General features: G+C 73.2%; 16 protein-coding genes and 1 tRNA gene. 11 read left to right on the plus strand and 6 right to left on the minus strand.

Annotated features, from left to right (window positions below; translation table 11 throughout):
* Window positions 1–19 precede the first annotated feature (19 nt).
* The 6 genes from NR072_RS07810 to ilvA all read left to right on the plus strand — a co-directional run bounded on the left by NR072_RS07810 (window position 20) and on the right by ilvA (window position 6,301).
* On the plus strand, window positions 20–1,435 hold the full coding sequence (locus NR072_RS07810; protein ID WP_256836754.1) for an NAD(P)/FAD-dependent oxidoreductase: 1,416 nt from the start codon (window positions 20–22) through the stop codon (window positions 1,433–1,435).
* 91 nt (window positions 1,436–1,526) lie between these two features.
* A tRNA-Leu gene (locus tag NR072_RS07815) sits at window positions 1,527–1,603 on the plus strand.
* 184 nt (window positions 1,604–1,787) lie between these two features.
* Window positions 1,788–2,663 (plus strand): Bax inhibitor-1/YccA family protein, encoded by an 876-nt coding sequence (locus NR072_RS07820; RefSeq protein WP_036384970.1) that lies wholly within the window; start codon window positions 1,788–1,790, stop codon window positions 2,661–2,663.
* Between the two features lie 121 nt (window positions 2,664–2,784).
* Window positions 2,785–3,756, plus strand: a complete 972-nt coding sequence (locus NR072_RS07825; RefSeq protein WP_063189020.1) for an aldose 1-epimerase family protein — start codon at window positions 2,785–2,787, stop codon at window positions 3,754–3,756.
* Entirely contained in the window at window positions 3,753–4,970 is a 1,218-nt protein-coding gene (locus NR072_RS07830; RefSeq protein WP_041102929.1) for an AI-2E family transporter, read from the plus strand. The genes NR072_RS07825 and NR072_RS07830 overlap by 4 nt, the downstream gene beginning before the upstream one ends.
* A complete protein-coding gene (ilvA, locus tag NR072_RS07835) occupies window positions 4,970–6,301 on the plus strand; it encodes a threonine ammonia-lyase (RefSeq protein WP_256836757.1) in 1,332 nt (443 codons plus the stop codon). Before NR072_RS07830 ends, ilvA begins: the two co-directional genes overlap by 1 nt.
* Window positions 6,302–6,311: 10 nt before the next feature.
* Here ilvA and NR072_RS07840 read toward each other — a convergent pair whose 3' ends face one another.
* From NR072_RS07840 to NR072_RS07850, 3 genes are all read right to left on the minus strand, one after another.
* Window positions 6,312–6,950 (minus strand): GPP34 family phosphoprotein, encoded by a 639-nt coding sequence (locus NR072_RS07840; RefSeq protein ID WP_010079323.1) that lies wholly within the window; start codon window positions 6,948–6,950, stop codon window positions 6,312–6,314.
* Between the two features lie 96 nt (window positions 6,951–7,046).
* The gene (gene greA / locus NR072_RS07845) at window positions 7,047–7,541 is read right to left on the minus strand and encodes a transcription elongation factor GreA (RefSeq protein ID WP_002856531.1); all 495 of its coding nucleotides are present in this window, start codon (window positions 7,539–7,541) and stop codon (window positions 7,047–7,049) included.
* A gap of 257 nt (window positions 7,542–7,798) precedes the next feature.
* Window positions 7,799–8,245 carry a DUF4307 domain-containing protein gene (locus NR072_RS07850; RefSeq protein ID WP_036316331.1) on the minus strand — a complete coding sequence of 149 codons (447 nt, stop codon included), beginning with the start codon at window positions 8,243–8,245 and terminating at the stop codon, window positions 7,799–7,801.
* A 115-nt stretch (window positions 8,246–8,360) separates the two neighbouring features.
* On the opposite strand from NR072_RS07850, the gene mca reads away from it, so the two are divergent.
* A complete protein-coding gene (gene mca / locus NR072_RS07855; RefSeq protein WP_256836759.1) occupies window positions 8,361–9,353 on the plus strand; it encodes a mycothiol conjugate amidase Mca in 993 nt (330 codons plus the stop codon).
* Window positions 9,354–9,401: 48 nt separating this feature from the next.
* The gene (locus tag NR072_RS07860; protein WP_036384966.1) at window positions 9,402–9,806 is read left to right on the plus strand and encodes a hypothetical protein; all 405 of its coding nucleotides are present in this window, start codon (window positions 9,402–9,404) and stop codon (window positions 9,804–9,806) included.
* A 153-nt stretch (window positions 9,807–9,959) separates the two neighbouring features.
* Here NR072_RS07860 and NR072_RS07865 read toward each other — a convergent pair whose 3' ends face one another.
* Window positions 9,960–10,679, minus strand: coding sequence for a hemolysin III family protein (locus NR072_RS07865; protein ID WP_256836760.1), 720 nt, complete (start codon window positions 10,677–10,679; stop codon window positions 9,960–9,962).
* Between the two features lie 105 nt (window positions 10,680–10,784).
* Between NR072_RS07865 and NR072_RS07870 the strand changes: the two genes are divergently transcribed.
* Window positions 10,785–11,558, plus strand: coding sequence for an isoprenyl transferase (locus NR072_RS07870; RefSeq protein ID WP_036316326.1), 774 nt, complete (start codon window positions 10,785–10,787; stop codon window positions 11,556–11,558).
* On the opposite strand, the gene NR072_RS07875 is transcribed toward NR072_RS07870, so the two are convergent.
* A complete protein-coding gene (locus NR072_RS07875; RefSeq protein ID WP_256836818.1) occupies window positions 11,537–12,178 on the minus strand; it encodes a rhomboid family intramembrane serine protease in 642 nt (213 codons plus the stop codon). The two genes, NR072_RS07870 and NR072_RS07875, sit on opposite strands and share 22 nt — an antisense overlap.
* 227 nt (window positions 12,179–12,405) lie before the next feature.
* Here NR072_RS07875 and NR072_RS07880 point away from each other — a divergent pair, with 227 nt between their 5' ends.
* Together NR072_RS07880 and NR072_RS07885 are read left to right on the plus strand one after the other, a co-directional pair.
* Entirely contained in the window at window positions 12,406–13,854 is a 1,449-nt protein-coding gene (locus tag NR072_RS07880) for a PhoH family protein (RefSeq protein WP_256836761.1), read from the plus strand.
* Window positions 13,855–14,184: 330 nt separating this feature from the next.
* Window positions 14,185–14,688 (plus strand): prepilin peptidase, encoded by a 504-nt coding sequence (locus NR072_RS07885; protein ID WP_126860052.1) that lies wholly within the window; start codon window positions 14,185–14,187, stop codon window positions 14,686–14,688.
* A 90-nt stretch (window positions 14,689–14,778) separates the two neighbouring features.
* Here NR072_RS07885 and NR072_RS07890 read toward each other — a convergent pair whose 3' ends face one another.
* Window positions 14,779–16,200 (minus strand): class II fumarate hydratase, encoded by a 1,422-nt coding sequence (locus NR072_RS07890; protein WP_256836762.1) that lies wholly within the window; start codon window positions 16,198–16,200, stop codon window positions 14,779–14,781.
* Window positions 16,201–16,250: the final 50 nt, after the last annotated feature.

Genomic DNA, 16,250 nt, shown 5'->3' on the forward strand with positions numbered 1-16,250 from the left:
GCGTGCGTAGACTGGCGGTATGTCTCTCACTCCTGAACTGTCTCCCAAGCCGCGCCTGCTGATCGTCGGCGGCGGCTACGCCGGGTTCCATGTCGCCCGCGAGCTGCAGAAGAAGGTCGCCGAGCGCGGCGGCGTCGTGACCGTCGTCGACCCCCGCCCGTACATGACGTACTACCCGTTCCTGCCCGAGGTCGTGGGCGGCCACATCGAGGGCCGCCACGTGAACGTGGACCTGCAGACGCACCTCAAGGACGCCGAGGTCGTCCGCGGCGCCGTCGTGTCCGTGGACCACGCCGGCCGCACCGCCGTGGTGCGCGGCGAGGGCGGCGACGAGTTCGAGATCCCGTACCAGGACATCGTGATGACCGCGGGCGCCGTGACCCGCGTGTTCCCGATCCCGGGTCTGGGCGAGCAGGGCATCGGTCTGCGCTCGGTCGAGGAGGCCGTCCAGCTGCGCAACCAGATCCTGGAGCGCCTGGACGCCGGTTCCCTGATGACGGACGCCGAGGAGCGCAAGCGTGCCCTGACCTTCGTGGTGGTGGGCGGCGGCTTCGCCGGGATCGAGGCCATCGCGGAGATGGAGAACCTCATCCGCAACGCCGTGGAGCGCAACGAGCGCCTCTCCCAGTCGGAGATCCGGATCGTCCTCGTCGAGGCCATGGGCCGCATCATGCCCGAGGTCTCCGAGGAGCAGGCCCAGGGCGTGGTGGAGCATCTGAAGTCCCGCGGCGTCGAGGTCCTGCTGAACACCTCGCTGGGCGACGCCACGGACGGCGTCATGAAGCTCGTGGCCATGCCCTCCAAGGAGGAGGCGGAGACCTTCGCGGCGGACACCCTCGTGTGGTGCGCCGGCGTGGTGGCCAACTCCGTGGTCAAGAGCACCGACTTCCCGGTGGACGACCGCGGCCGCGTGGAGGCCACCCCCACCCTGCAGATCAAGGACGGCGAGGCCGGCGCGCTCGAGGGTGCGTGGGCCTGCGGCGACGTCTCCGCCGTGCCGGACCTGACCGGGGCCGGCCCGGGCGGCTTCTGCGTCCCGAACGCCCAGCACGCCATCCGTCAGGCCAAGCGTCTGGCCGCCAACTACATGGCCGTGCGCCACGGCAAGGGCGAGGTGCAGGAGTACGTGCACAAGTCCCTGGGCACCGTGGCGGGGCTGGGCTTCGGCCGCGGCGTGGGCAACCCGCTGGGCACCAAGATCGCCGGCATCCCGGCGTTCCTGGCCCACCGCGGCTACCACGGCTACGCGATGCCCACCCTGGAGCGGAAGTTCCGCATCCTGTCCGGCTGGGTCGCCGAGACCCTGTTCGGCCGTGACTCCACCTCGGTGGCGGGCCTGGACACCCCGTTCAACCCGTTCCGCCGCGCCGCGGGCGTCGAGCTCGAGCCCGGCCGCTTCGAGCGGCAGCGGGCCCTCGAGTCCTCGAAGGGCTGATCCCGCAGCCAGCGGGCCGCCGGCCCCGTCCGAGCGCATCGGGCGGGGCCGGCATCGTCCGCACCCGGGCCCGCGTCCACGGGCCCGCCACGCCCCCGTGGCCCAACTGGCAGAGGCGGCCGACTTAAAATCGGCGTGTTGCGGGTTCGAGTCCCGCCGGGGGCACCACGCGTCTCCCCGCGCGCCTCGCTTCTGCGCCCACCGTGAACAGCCGGTGAACCGGCGCGGATCCACGCTCCGACCCCGCGCGCGGACACAGACCTCCCGATAGGATCGTGCTGAACCCCGGGGCACGAACGCGGCTCACTGCGGCGGCGTGCGACCGGGCCGACTCGACCCGAAGGAGTGAGCCGTGGCGAATCCGGTCATGAACTCTCAGAACTTCCAGCAGCAGATGCAGGGCGGCGGACAGGCGCAGCCCGGTTGGTACCAGGGCGGGCAGCAGTCCGCGCAGTCCCCGTACGGCCAGCAGCAGAGCCCGTACGGCCAGGCCCAGGCGTTCGGCGCCGGCCAGGCGGCCCAGCAGTACGCGCACCAGCAGTCCATGGAGGACGCCTTCCGCGCGCCCTCCGCCGGCCCGGAGCAGACCGGCCGGATGACCTTCAACGACGTCGTCGGCAAGACCGGCCTGATGCTCGTGCTCGTCGTGGTGGCGGGCGCCGTGGGCTGGTTCTCGCCGGGCCTGATGATTATCGGCGCGATCGCCGGCCTCGTGCTGGGCCTGGTCAACGCGTTCAAGCGCGAGCCCTCGCCCGTGCTGATCATGGCCTACGCCGTGGCGCAGGGCCTGTTCCTGGGCGGCATCTCGGCGTTCTTCGAGGGCGCCTACCCGGGCATCGTGGTGCAGGCCGTGCTCGGCACCTTCTCCGTGTTCGCGGTGATGCTGGCGCTCTACACCTCGGGCAAGTTCCGCCCGACCCCGCGCATGACGAAGATCGTCATGGGCGCCATGATCGGCTACCTCGTCTTCATGCTCGTCAACCTGGTCCTCACCTGGACCGGCATCGGCAACATGCGTGAGGGCGGCCTGGGCCTGATCATCGGCGCGATCGCCGTGCTGCTCGCCGCGTACTCGCTGACGATGGACTTCGAGATGGCCGCCGTGGGCGTGAAGAACGGCGCCCCGCAGAAGTACTCCTGGTCCGTGGCCTTCGGCCTGACCGTGACCCTGATCTGGCTGTACATCGAGATCCTGCGCATCGTCGCCATCCTGCGCGGCAACGACTGACCGGCGCCCCGTCCCCGCACGGAGACCCGCACCGCCGCCCCGGTCCTGCACAGGGCCGGGGCGGTCTGCGTCCGCGAGGGCGTAGATTGAGGGGGTCCCTCGCCGCCACTCAGGAGGTCCCGTGACCGAGACCAGCGACCTGCCCGCCTTCGGGGCTCCGGACGCCACCGGCACCCAGCACCGCCTGCACCGCGGGTCCGCGGAGGCCGTCGTCGTCGGCCTGGCCGGTGCCCTGCGCAGGTACCGCGTGGGCGGCGTGGACCTGACCGAGCCGTACGGCCAGGACGTGGTCCCGCCCGCCGCCAACGGCATCCAGATGAGCCCGTGGCCGAACCGCGTCGCCGGCGCCCGCTGGATCCTGGACGGCGTCGAGCAGCGCCTGGACGTCACCGAACCCGCGCGCGGCCACGCCAGCCACGGCCTGCTGCGCAACACCCACTTCGTCACCGAGACGTTCTCCGCCCACGCGGTGACCCTGCGCGGTGAGATCCACCCCCAGCACGGCTGGCCGTTCCGGCTCACCCACCGCGTCACGTACGAGCTCGAGGCGGACGGCGGCCTCACCGTCACCGCCGAGGTGCAGAACCACACGGACGCCACCGTGCCCGTGGCGGTCGGCTCCCACCCGTTCCTGCGCATCGGGGACGTCCCGACGGCGGAGCTGAGCCTGCGCGTGCCCGCGGACGCCTGGATCCGCACGGGGGAGGACCTCATCCCCGTGGAGACCCTGCCGGTGGACGGCACCGAGCTGGACTTCCGCCGCGGCCGGGCCGTGGGCGAGGCCGCCCTGGACGTGTGCCTCACCGGCCTGACCCCGGACGCCGACGGCCGGCACCGCCAGACCCTGCTCGCCGCGGACGGCCGCGCCGTGACCCTGTGGTCCGACCACGCGTTCGCCTACACCCACGTCTTCGTCACGGACCGGCTGCCCGGCCGTGACACGGCGCTCGCGGTGGAGCCGCTCACCGCTCCCGCGGACGCCCTGAACTCGGGGGAGGGCCTGCACCGGCTCGCCCCGCACGCCCGCTGGAGCGTCCAGTGGGGTCTGACCCCCCATGTCCCCGACCACCCACACGAGGAGGATCGCGCGTGAGCTCGACCCTGGCGGCCCAGACCAAGATCGACAAGGACGTGCCCTACGGGCTGACGGTGGCCGCGGCCTGGTCCTGGCGGCTGGTGGCCGTCGTCATCGGCATCGGCGTCGTGGTGTACCTGCTGGGCTTCGTGAGCCTCGTGGTGATCCCGATCCTCGTGGCCGCGCTGCTGGCCACCCTGCTGGCCCCGGTGTTCCAGGCGATGCGGCGCATCAAGGTGCCGGGCGTCGCGGCCGCCCTGCTGTGCGTGCTGCTGTTGGTCGTCGTCGTGGTGGGCCTCATGGGGCTCGCCGGTCAGCAGATCGTCCAGGGCTTCGCCGAACTGGGCGGCCAGCTGGGCCAGGCCGTCGACGACGCGATCGCCTGGCTGGCCGGCGTGGGCGTGGAGATCCCCCGTTCCGGTGCCGGGCTGGAGGGCCTGTGGCAGACGCTGCGGGACAACTCCGCCACGCTCATGAACAGCGCCGTCTCGTTCGGCTCCACGGCCGTCAACATCGGTGCGGGCCTGTTCATCGCCCTGTTCTCCCTGATCTTCTTCCTCTACGACGGCGACCGCATCTGGCGCTTCCTGCTGATCTTCGTGCCGAAGGCGCACCGGGCCACCGTGGGCCGCGCGGGCCGCTCGGGCTGGCAGTCGCTCGGCTCCTACGTGCGGGTCCAGATCTTCGTGGCGTTCATCGACGCCGTCGGCATCGGCATCGGTGCCCTGATCCTGGGCGTGCCGCTGGCCATCCCGTTGGCCGTGCTCGTGTTCCTGGCCTCGTTCATCCCGATGATCGGCGCCACCCTGACCGGCGCGATGGCGGTGCTCCTGGCGCTGATGTCCAACGGCCTGGTCAACGCGCTGCTCATGCTGGGCGTGGTGCTGCTCGTGCAGCAGATCGAGTCGAACGTCCTGCAGCCGCTCGTGATGGGCAAGGCCGTCGCGCTGCACCCGCTGGCCGTGTTCCTGGCCGTCGCCGCCGGCTCCACCGTCCTCGGTCTGGCGGGCGCCGTGTTCGCCGTGCCGGTGCTGGCCTTCGTGAACAGCTTCGTCCGCGCCCTCACCGCCGACACCCCCGAGGAGCTCACGGAGCGGACGGGCCACGCCCTCGAACCGGGCGGCGCGGAGGACGAGACGGCCGGCTCCCACCGGTACCGCCCCTCGGCGCACGACGACGCCGCCCTCGCCTCCGAGGCCGACGCGGGCACCCGGCACGGGGACGACGCCTGATGGGCGCGGCGCAGGCCACGGACACCCCGGACCGGACCGTCCCGACGCCGTCGCCCCGGTGGGTGCGGCCCGCCGGCGGCCCGCCGGCCCCGACGGCGCTGCCCGTCACCCTCGAGGAGATCGAGCGGGCGCGCGAGACGCTGCGCGGGATCGCCGAGCGCTCCCCGCTGCAGCACTCCCGGGCGCTCTCCCGGGCCGTGGGCACGGACGTGCACCTGAAGTGCGAGAACCTGCAGCGGGCCGGCTCGTTCAAGGTCCGCGGCGCCTACGTGCGGATGGCGCAGCTGAGCGAGGAGGAGCGCGGCCGCGGCGTCGTGGCCGCCTCGGCCGGCAACCACGCCCAGGGCGTCGCCCTCGCGGCCGCCAAGCTCGGCATCCGCGCCCGCATCTTCATGCCGCACGGCGTCGCCCTGCCCAAGCTGCAGGCCACCCGGGACCACGGCGCCGAGGTCGTCCTGCACGGCTCCACCGTGGACGAGTCCCTCGCCGAGGCGCAGCGGTGGGCCACGGAGACCGGTGCCGTGTTCATCCCGCCGTTCGACGACCCGGCCGTGATCGCGGGCCAGGGCACCGTCGGCCTCGAGATCCTCGACGTGCTGCCGGACGTGGACACCGTGATCATGGGCATCGGCGGCGGGGGGCTCATCGCCGGCACGGCCGTGGCCCTCAAGGAGGCCGCCCGGCGTCGTGGGCGCACGGTGCGCGTCATCGGCGTGCAGGCGGCCACCGCCGCCGCGTTCCCCGGCTCCCTCGAGGAGGGCCGCGTCCAGGTGCTGGAGAGCGTGTCCACCATCGCGGACGGCATCGCCGTCGGCAGGCCCGGGGCCCTGCCGCTGCGGATCGCCGCCGAGCTGGTGGACGCCGTCGTGACCGTCACGGACGACGAGATCGCCGCGGCCCTCGTCCACCTCCTCGAGCGCTCCAAGCTCGTCGTGGAGCCGGCGGGCGCCGTCGGGGTGGCCGCCCTGCTGGCGGGCCGCACGGCGGACCTGGGCTTCGAGCTCGGCACCACCGCCGTGATCCTCTCCGGCGGGAACATCGATCCGATGCTCATGCTGAAGTCCATCCAGGCCGGACTGTCGGCCGCGGGGCGCTACATGACCGTGCGCATCCCGCTGCGGGACCGCGCGGGCGAGCTGGCCACGATCTCACGGATCATCGCGGACACGGACGCCAACGTGGTGCGCGTGGACCACACCCGCGTCGGCCCGGAGCTGTCCATGGGCGGCGTGCACATCACGATCGACATGGAGACCCGCGGCACCGAGCACTCCGCCCAGGTGCTGGAGGCGTTGCGCGCGGCCGGCTACAGCCCGGCCCCGCTGCCCTGACCGGGCCGGCTCAGGCCACGGAGCCGGCGGCGGCCGCGGTGACGGTGCCACAGGTCCCGCCCACCGCGCGGCGCACGGCCTGGACCAGGAGGTCCTCGCGCGTCAGCGTCTCGATGCGGCGGACCATCTCGCGGCGGTCGTAGCGCTCGCGGACGCCCGGCAGCAGGCGTCGGGCCAGGTTGAGGTGCTGCAGCACGCCGAGCAGGAGCACGTCCTCGTCGGAGGGCTCGGCCTCGTCCAGGACCACGGCGGTCAGGTGCGCGAGCAGCTCGGCGCGCTCGGTGCCGCGGGGGACGTGCCGGGTGGCCAGGAAGGCCTTGCGCTCGGTGAGGCGACCGGTCTCGGTCAGATGCGCGACGACGGCCTTGCGCAGATCCGGCTTCCCGGCCGCCAGGGTGGCCACGAGCGGCCGGCCGGCCAGGGCGTCGACCTCTCCGAGGGAGGAGTCCAGGACGGGGTCGCCGGTGGTGCCGGCCGCGGTCACGAGCACGCGGGCCCGGTCCACGGGGACGTCCTCGAGGGTCACGATCCCGGCGGAGCGGTGGTCGGCCAGCGCGGCGGCCGCGAGGGCCACGCGGTGGTGGGAGGGGCTCTCGGAGAGCCCGTCCTCGCGGGTGAGCAGCAGGTGCGCCTTCTCGACGGTCAGCATGGGGCCAGAGTAGCAACGGGGGCGCGGTGGGACCCGGGACGGACGACGGCCGCGGCCCCTGGAGGGGACCGCGGCCGTCGTCGGAGTCGGGGTCGGTCAGCCGGAGTAGGGCTGGACGTCCTTGACCTCGACCTTGATGTCCTTGCCGTTCGGGGCGGTGTAGGAGACCTTGTCGCCCTTCTTGGCACCGTTGATGGCCTCGCCGAGCGGGGAGCGCTCGGAGTAGACCTCGAGCGACTCGTCGTCCGCGGCGATCTCGCGGTTGCCGAAGAGGAACGTCATCTCGTCGCCGGCGACGACGGCGGTCACCACGGTGCCCGGGTGCACGGCGCCGTCGTTCTCGGCGGCCTCGCCGACGCGGGCGGTCTCGAGCAGGTGCTTCAGCTCGGCGATGCGGCCCTCGTTCTTGGACTGCTCCTCGCGGGCGGCGTGGTAGCCGCCGTTCTCCTTGAGGTCGCCCTCATCGCGCGCGGCCTCGATGCGCTCGATGATCTCCTGGCGACCGGGGCCGGAGATGTGCTCGAGCTCCTTGGAGAGGCGGTCGTACGCCTCCTGGGTCAGCCACGGGGCGTCGGACTGGCTGGTGGTCATGCTCTGTTCCGCCTTTCTGTCTCGGGTGATGCGGAGTCCGGGGCGCGGCGCACCGTATCCGGTGCGCGATCCGCGTCCGGCGGACGCGCCCGCATGCGAAAGACCCCGCCGACCAGGAGGACGCGCGTGACCCGAGGGCTCCGTGCGACGCCTGCCTGACTCACCGGCGGGGCGGGAATGCTCCGACGAGTCTATCCGGGCGGCGTGCGTCACACCAAAGGCGGCCGCTACGCCGAGGGCGGAGCGGCCGGGAGGGCTCAGACCTTGCGGCAGGTCTCGACGATGCCGGAGTCGCCCCGCACCACGGTGCGCACGTCCACGGTGTAGCGCTGCTGCGCGTCCGAGGGGGAGTCCCGCCGGTCGGCCGGCAGGGTCTCCAGGCGGACGGTGCGGAAGCCGACGGGGGCGGCGTGGGAGTCGGTGACGAGCACATCGCATTCGGCCTGCACGCCCTCCGGGACGGAGGCCTGGAAGGTGACGGTCGCGTGGCCGTCGTCCTCGATGGTGAAGCCGACGTCCTTGTACTCGATGGCGCCCACGGACATGTTCAGGCCGATCCACACGGACAGCAGCACGGCCACGACCAGCCCGAGCCCGCCGAGGCCCGCCCACAGCCGACGACGGCCCGGACGCGTGTGGTTCGTGCCGTACCGGTTGGCTAATGTGGGGTCCTGCGCGCGGACCGCGGGGGCGTGGTGAGACATCCCCTCCACCCTAGCCGCTGCCCGCCGCCGGAGGCCGATGACGACGTCGGCCTGGACCCCTCACGCCGCCGCCCCCGCGGCGGCCCCGCCATCCGGACAGGAGTGTGCGATCCCCGTGACCCATCAGACCCCCCAGGCCCAGCCGGCCGCAGGCACCGCCCTGCCGCCCTCCACCGGGCTGCGTCTCATGGCGGTGCACGCCCACCCGGACGACGAGTCCTCGAAGGGGGCCGGCACGATGGCCGCCTACGCGGCGGCCGGGGCCGAGGTCATGGTCGTCACGTGCACCGGCGGCGAGGCCGGCACCCTGCTCAACCCGTCGTTCGGGGACACCACCCGGGCGGACCGGGACATCGCGGCCGTGCGCCGCGAGGAGATGGCCGAGGCCGCGGGCATCCTCGGCATCCGGCACGCCTGGCTCGGCTTCCTCGACTCGGGCCTGCCCGAGGGGGATCCGCTGCCCGCCCTCCCGGCGAACTGCTTCGCCGAGGTCCCGCTCCAGGATGCGGCGACCCCGCTGATCTCGCTCGTGCGCCGGTTCCGCCCGCACGTGCTCATCTCCTACGACGAGGTCGGCGGCTACCCGCACCCGGACCACCTGCAGGCCCACGCCGTGACGATGGAGGCCTACCGGGCCGCCGGCCTCGCGGACGAGTACCCCGAGGCCGGGCCCGCGTGGGAGGTCTCGAAGGTCTACTACGACTGCGGGTTCAACCCGCGGAAGTTCCGCACGATGGCCGCGGTGGCCGAGGCCGACGGCGAGGACGTGCCGTTCGCCCGACGCCTGATGATGTTCGACGCGATGGACGCGATGCGCGAGGTGCTGCGCCGCCGCGAAGCCGGGGAGGACGTGCCCGACCCGGAGGTCATCCCGCCGTGGGTCACCGCGGACCACGACGTCACCACCCAGGTGGACGTCACCGGCTTCCTCGACGAGCGCGACGCCGCCCTGCGGGCGCACCGCACGCAGATCGACCCCGACGGCATGTTCTTCGACGCCCCCCACGACCTGCAGCGGCGCGCCTGGCCGTGGGAGGACTTCGCGCTGATCGACTCGCGCGTGCCCTCCGAGCTGCCGGAGCACGACCTCTTCGCCGGCCTGCGCTGAGTCGCCCCGGCTCGGGCCGTGCGGCCGGGGCCGGTAGAGTGGGGCGGCGTGACACCCCTGTCTGGCCTTCCCCTCGTCCTCACCGCGCTCGCGGCCGCGAGCCCCGCGCCGGTGCCCGCCGTCCCGGAGCCGACGCTGCGCCCCGGGCTCGAGGAGGCGGAGGTCACCCCCGGCATCGAGGGGTTCCTGTTCACCGCGCTCATGGTGGTCATGGCGATCATCGTCCTCCGCGTCATGGTCCGCTCGGTGCGCCGCGTCCAGCAGCGTTCCCCGGAGGCCGAGGCCATGCTCGTGGAGCGCCATCAGCAGCACCTGCCGGACGAGGTCCGCGCGGGCGGCGAGCACCTGGACGCGGACTCCGAGGACCGGCTGCGCCGCCTGCAGGAGAAGTACCCCGGCTACCTCCAGGAGCCGGCCCCGGAGCCCCAGGCCCCGGACACCGGACGCGACTGACCGCCGTCGGGCCCGGGCACGCTCAGGCACCGTCCCTGACTCGACGCCCGAACCCTTGAGGCCCGCAGACGCGCCGCCACCTCCATGCCGTAGCGGCGCGTCTGCGGGCCGCGGCGCTGCCGGGCGGGCCGCAGACCCCCTTCCTCGACACGCTCAGGCGACGACGAGCACCGCCCGGTAGATGGCGACGGCGTGGCACACGAAGCCGGCCACCGTGAAGGCGTGGAACAGCTCGTGGAAGCCGAACCACTCGCGGTGGATCGTGGGGGCCTGCAGCGCGTAGCAGACCGCGCCCGTGATGTACGCGACGCCGCCGGCCACGATCAGCCACCCCGCCGCCGCATCCGCGGCGAAGAAGTCCCCCAGGTACAGCAGCGCCGCCAGCCCGAGCACCACGTACACCGGCGTGTAGAGCCAGCGCGGCGCGTCCGTCCACAGCACCCGGAACGCGACGCCGGCCACGGCCCCCACCCACACCAGGGTGAGCAGCACACGCGCCCGGTCCGGAGCCAGCAGGGCCAGGGAGAGCGGCGTGTAGGTGCCGGCGATGACCAGCATGATGTTCGTGTGGTCCAGCCGCTTGAGGACACGGGAGACCACCTCGTTCCACTGCACCAGGTGGTACGTCGCCGAGACCGCGAACAGCAGCAGGCCCGTCACGGTGTAGACCGCGCTGGCCCACCGCAGCGTCGCGGTCGGCGCGAGCGCGATGAGCACGATGCCGGCCGCGAGCGTCAGCGGCGCCATGACCGCGTGGATCCAGCCGCGCAGTCGGGGCTTGTACAGCGGATGGTCGGGGTCGCGGATGCGCTCGATGCGCCAGCGCAGGCGGCGGGCGGCGTCGGTCTCGCGGAGGGGTGTCACAGGGTCCATGCCTCCATTGTCGTCGGTCGGCCCGGGGCCGGGGCACGGGATGGTCGCTGTGTGCCGCGCGCGTATCCTGGAGGCTCGCAGGACCGTCCGAGAGGGGAGCGCGCCGTGGGTCGACCCGAGGCCTTCTACCGCCTGTACGAGCGGCGGCTGACGCGCGGCCTGGACCCGGAGCGCCTGCCCCGGCACATCGGCGTGCTGGTGGACGGCAACCGTCGCTGGGCCCGCGCGTTCGGGGCGTCCACGCAGCAGGGCCACCAGGCCGGCGCCGAGCGCATCCTCGACTTCATCGGCTGGTGCGACGAGGCCGGCATCCCCGTGGTCACGCTCTACATGCTCTCCACCGAGAACCTGCGGCGTCCGGCGGAGGAGCTCGCCCCGCTCCTGGAGATCATCCAGACGACGGCGGAGCGCCTCGCCCAGCCGGCCGAGGGCCGCGCCCCCGTGCGCGTGCAGCCGGTCGGCGCGGTGGACCTGCTCCCCGAGCCCATGGCGCGACGGCTCGCCGAGGTGGCCGAACAGACCAAGGACCACGACGGCGTGCACGTGAACGTGGCCGTGGGCTACGGGGGCCGCCAGGAGATCCTCGACGCCGTGCGCGAGCTGCTGCGGGACGAGCACGCCCTGGGCCACAGCGCGGCGGAGGTGGCCGAGTCCGTCACCGTCGAGCAGATCGCGGACCGGCTCTACACGCGCGGCCAGCCGGACCCGGACCTGGTCATCCGCACGTCCGGGGAGCAGCGGCTCTCCGGGTTCCTGCTCTGGCAGTCCGCGTACTCGGAGTTCTACTTCTGCGAGGCCATGTGGCCCGCGTTCCGCAAGGTCGACTTCCTGCGTGCCCTGCGCGACTACGGCAGCCGTCAGCGCCGGTTCGGCACCTGACGGTCGGCGCGGCCCCACCACAGGCCCAGCAGCACCCCGACGACGGCCCCGGCCAGGTGGCCGGTCCACGAGATGCCGGGTGCCGGCAGCAGGCCGATCAGGCTCGAGCCCAGGTGCGTGAGCGCAACGAGCACGGAGACGACGACCGCCCCGATCCGCCGCACCGCGACCCCGTAGACGATCAGGAACGCGATCAGCACGTACACGATCCCGGAGGCGCCGATGTGCACGCCCGGGGTGCCGATCAGCCAGGTCAGCAGGCCCGAGCCCAGCCAGGCGCAGACGAGCAGGGCCACCGGCCGGCGCGAGACCAGGGCGGCCAGCGGACCGAGGACGACCAGCGCCGTCGTGTTGCCGATCAGGTGGGCCCAGCCGGCGTGCAGCACGGGGGAGAACAGGACCCCGTCGAGGCCGTCGAGGCGCCGCGGGATCAGGCCCACGCCGGGGATGATCACCCGGCCCAGGAAGATCAGCACGAACTGCGCGACCCACATGGCCGCGATCAGCACGGCGGTGGGCGCGACGGCGCCCAGCAGGCGGCCCCCGGCGCGCTCGGCCAGGGTCGGGGCGGGGGCCGGGCCGCCCGGCAGATCGGGCAGGCCGGGGGACGGGCGGTGCATGCTCAAGGGCCCTCCTGGGGACGGGGAGCGGGCGGCCGTCGGGACGTCGGCGGCGCGTCTCCAGTGTAGGGAGCGCGGGACGTGGGGGCCGTGGCGGAGCCCGGACGGACCGTCACCGCGACTTCATCCCGGGTTCACCGTGCCGGGCCCCGGCGGACGACGCCGCTTCCTAGCGTGGCCCGTGGGCGGACCCCCGCCCGCACGGTTCACCGGCACAGGAGGCAGACATGGTGGCAGAGCTCGTGGAGCACGCGCAGACCCGGCAGGAGCCGTCGAGCCGGCCGGGCCAGGCGCGTGCCGAGGCGGGGCCGGCGGACGCGACCGGCCTGCGGACCTACGTGGTGGACACGTCCGTGCTGCTCTCGGACCCGCGCGCCCTGCTGCACTTCGCCGAGCACGAGGTGGTCCTGCCGCTCGTGGTGGTCTCGGAGCTCGAGGCCAAGCGCGCCGACCCCGACCTCGGCTACTACGCGCGCACGGCCCTGCGCCTGCTCGACGACCTGCGCGGCCGCCACGGCGCGCTGGACCAGCCCGTGCCGATCACCCCCGAGGGCGGCACGCTGCGGATCGAACTGAACCACGTGTCCGTGGACGTGCTGCCCCTGGGCATCCGCGGCACGGACAACGACTCCCGCATCCTCGCCGTCGCGAAGGCGCTCGCGGACGAGGGCGCCACGGTCACGGTCGTGTCCAAGGACCTGCCGATGCGCGTGAAGGCGGCGGCCATGGGCCTCGCCGCGGACGAGTACCGCCACGAGCTCGTGCGTGACTCGGGCTGGCGCGGCACCGTCTCCCTCAGCGTGGCGCAGGAGCGGCTGGACGCCCTCTACGACGACGGCGAGGTCGACCTGGCCGGCGTCCCGCTGGGGACCCTGACCGGCACGAGCGTCGAGACCGGGCCGGAGGAGGCCCCGGCCGAGGCGGACCGCCTGCCGGTCAACACGGGGCTGGTGCTCACCGCGCCCCGGGGCTCCGCTCTGGCCCGGGTCGGCGAGGGCGGCCGAGCCTGCCTGGTGCGCGGGGACCGCGACGTGTTCGGCCTGCACGGCCGCTCCGCAGAGCAGCGGCTGGCCATCGAGCTGCTGACGGATCCGAGCGTGGGCATCGTCTCCCTCGGCGGCCGCGCGGGCACCGGCAAGTCCGCGCTGGCGCTGTGCGCGGGCCTCGACGCCGTGATGGAGCGCCGCGAGCACCGCAGGGTGGTCGTGTTCCGCCCGCTGTACGCCGTCGGCGGCCAGGACCTGGGCTACCTGCCCGGCTCCGAGGGCGACAAGATGGGCCCGTGGGCGCAGGCCGTGTTCGACACCCTGGGCGCGCTCGTCTCCCCGTCCGTGGTGGACGAGGTGGTGGACCGCGGGATGCTGGAGATCCTGCCGCTGACGCACATCCGCGGCCGCTCGCTGCACGATGCGTGGGTGATCGTGGACGAGGCGCAGTCGCTCGAGCGGAACGTGCTGCTCACGGTGCTGAGCCGGATGGGCCGCAACTCGAAGGTGGTGCTGACCCACGACGTCGCCCAGCGGGACAACCTGCGCGTGGGCCGGCACGACGGCATCGCGGCCGTGGTGGAGCGCCTCAAGGGCCACCCGCTGTTCGGACACGTGACGCTGACCCGTTCCGAGCGCTCGCCGATCGCCGCGCTGGTCACGGACCTGCTGGAGGAGGGCCGAGCCTGAGCCGGGCATGAAAAAGGGGCCGCTGCCGAAGCAGCGGCCCCCGGCGGGGGTGCTCGGCCCCGCGGAGGGGGGATGGGGGGCCGAGGAAGCCCGCCACCATGGCCCCTTTGAAACGGGATTGAGGCCATGGGGTCTGTGTGAGCCCCGTACGTCCATCAGACGGCCGGAAGCTCGTGACTTCACAGTAGACCCACGCGAGGGCTCGTCGCAATGGGCGGATCCGGTTGCGCTGTCGGCAGAACACCGGGTGGCCGGACCGTGAACGCGAGGTGGCCTGATCGCCTGTGGACGACGGCCCGGCGGGTGCGCCGCCCGACCTAGGCTGGGCGCATGAGCGGGGTGGGATGGGCGTGGACGCACGGCGCGCCGGCGACGGCGGTGCTGTGGTCCCTGGGACTGGTGTGGTTCGCGGTGTGCACGGGCGTGCTCGTGCGCACGGACCTGCGCGAACATCGGCTGCCGAACCGATGGACGCTGCGGCTGGCGCTGGGCGGGTTGACGATGATGACCGGGGGAGCGCTGCTGGCGGGCCGGGGTGACCTGACCCTCTGCAGCCTGCTGGGCGGTCTCGGTTACACCGTGGCGATGCTCGCGCTGCACGTGCTCAGCCGCGGCGGCCTCGGGATGGGCGACGTGAAGCTGGCCGGCGGGCTGGGCGTGTACACGGGGGTGCTCGGCCCGACGGCGGTGCTCGCCGCCGGGGTGGGCGCGATCCTGCTCGGCGGAGTGGTGGCGGGGCTGCTGGTGCTCGCGGGTCGGGCGACGGGGCAGACGGCGCTGCCGTTCGGACCGGCGATGGTGGCGGCGGCCGCCGGAGTGCTGGTGCTGGCGTGAACGACGGACGGCCGCCCTCCGCACGGGAGGACGGCCGCTCGTCGTCGTGGTCCGGGAGGCGGCGTCGCGCCGCTCACCGGATCCGCCGGATCACTCCGGGTGGGTCATGGACATGGTGTCCAGGGCCTTGTCCAGCTGCTCCTCGGTGACCTCGCCGCGCTCGACGTAGCCGAGGTCCACGACGGCCTCGCGCACGGTCATCTTGTTCGCGACGGAGTGCTTGGCGATCTTGGCGGCGGCCTCGTAGCCGATCACCTTGTTCAGCGGGGTCACGATGGACGGCGAGGCGCCGGCGAGGAAGGCGCAGCGCTCCTCGTTGGCCTCGATGCCGTCGATCATCTTGTCCGCCATGACGCGCGTCGTGTTGGCCAGCAGGCGGATCGACTCGAGCAGGTTGGCGGCCATCACCGGGATGCCCACGTTGAGCTCGAACGCGCCGTTGGTGGAGGACAGGGCGACGGTGGTGTCGTTGCCGATCACCTGGGCGCACACCATGATCGCGGCCTCGCAGATCACGGGGTTGACCTTGCCCGGCATGATCGAGGAGCCCGGCTGCAGGTCCGGGAGGGCGATCTCGCCGAGGCCGGTGTTCGGGCCGGAGCCCATCCACCGCAGGTCGTTGTTGATCTTCATGATCGAGTACGCGATGTTCCGCAGCTGACCGGAGGCCTCCACGAGGCCGTCACGGTTGGCCTGGGCCTCGAAGTGGTTGCGGGCCTCGGTCAGCGGCAGGCCGGTCTCCTCGGCGAGCAGCTCGATCACGCGGGCGGAGAAGCCCTGGGGCGTGTTGATGCCGGTGCCCACGGCGGTGCCGCCGAGCGGGACCTCGGCCACGCGCGGCAGCGCGGACTGGATGCGCTCGATGCCGTAGCGGACCTGCGCGGCGTAGCCGCCGAACTCCTGGCCCAGGGTCACCGGGGTGGCGTCCATGAGGTGGGTGCGGCCGGACTTCACGATGCCGGCGAAGTCCTCCGCCTTCTTCTCGAGGGAGACGGCCAGGTGGTCCAGCGCCGGGACGAGGTCGTTCACGAGGGCGGCGGTGACGGCCACGTGCACGGAGGTCGGGAACACGTCGTTCGAGGACTGGGAGGCGTTGACGTGGTCGTTGGGGTGCACCTCGTCCTCGGAGCCGGCCTCCTGGAGGGCACGGGTGGCGAGGGTGGCGAGCACCTCGTTGGTGTTCATGTTCGAGGAGGTGCCGGAGCCGGTCTGGAACACGTCGATCGGGTACTGGTCGTCATGGTCGCCGGCGATGACCTGGTCCGCGGCGGCGACGATGGCGTCCGCGCGCTCCTGCGAGATGATGCCCAGCTCGGCGTTCGCCTTGGCCGCGGCCTTCTTGACCTGCGCGAGGGCGTGGATGTGGGCGGGCTCGAGGCCCTTGCCGGAGATCGGGAAGTTCTCCACGGCGCGCTGGGTCTGGGCGCGGTAGAGCGCGTCCACCGGCACCTTCACCTCGCCCATGGTGTCGTGCTCGATGCGGAACTGCTGATCGGTGTTCTCTGCGGTCATGATCACATCCTAGGACGGCGCGGGCGCCCGGTGCCGCACCGGACGCCCGT

The sequence above is a fragment of the Micrococcus sp. Mcc89 genome, assembly GCF_024519795.1.
Taxonomy (GTDB): domain Bacteria; phylum Actinomycetota; class Actinomycetes; order Actinomycetales; family Micrococcaceae; genus Micrococcus; species Micrococcus luteus.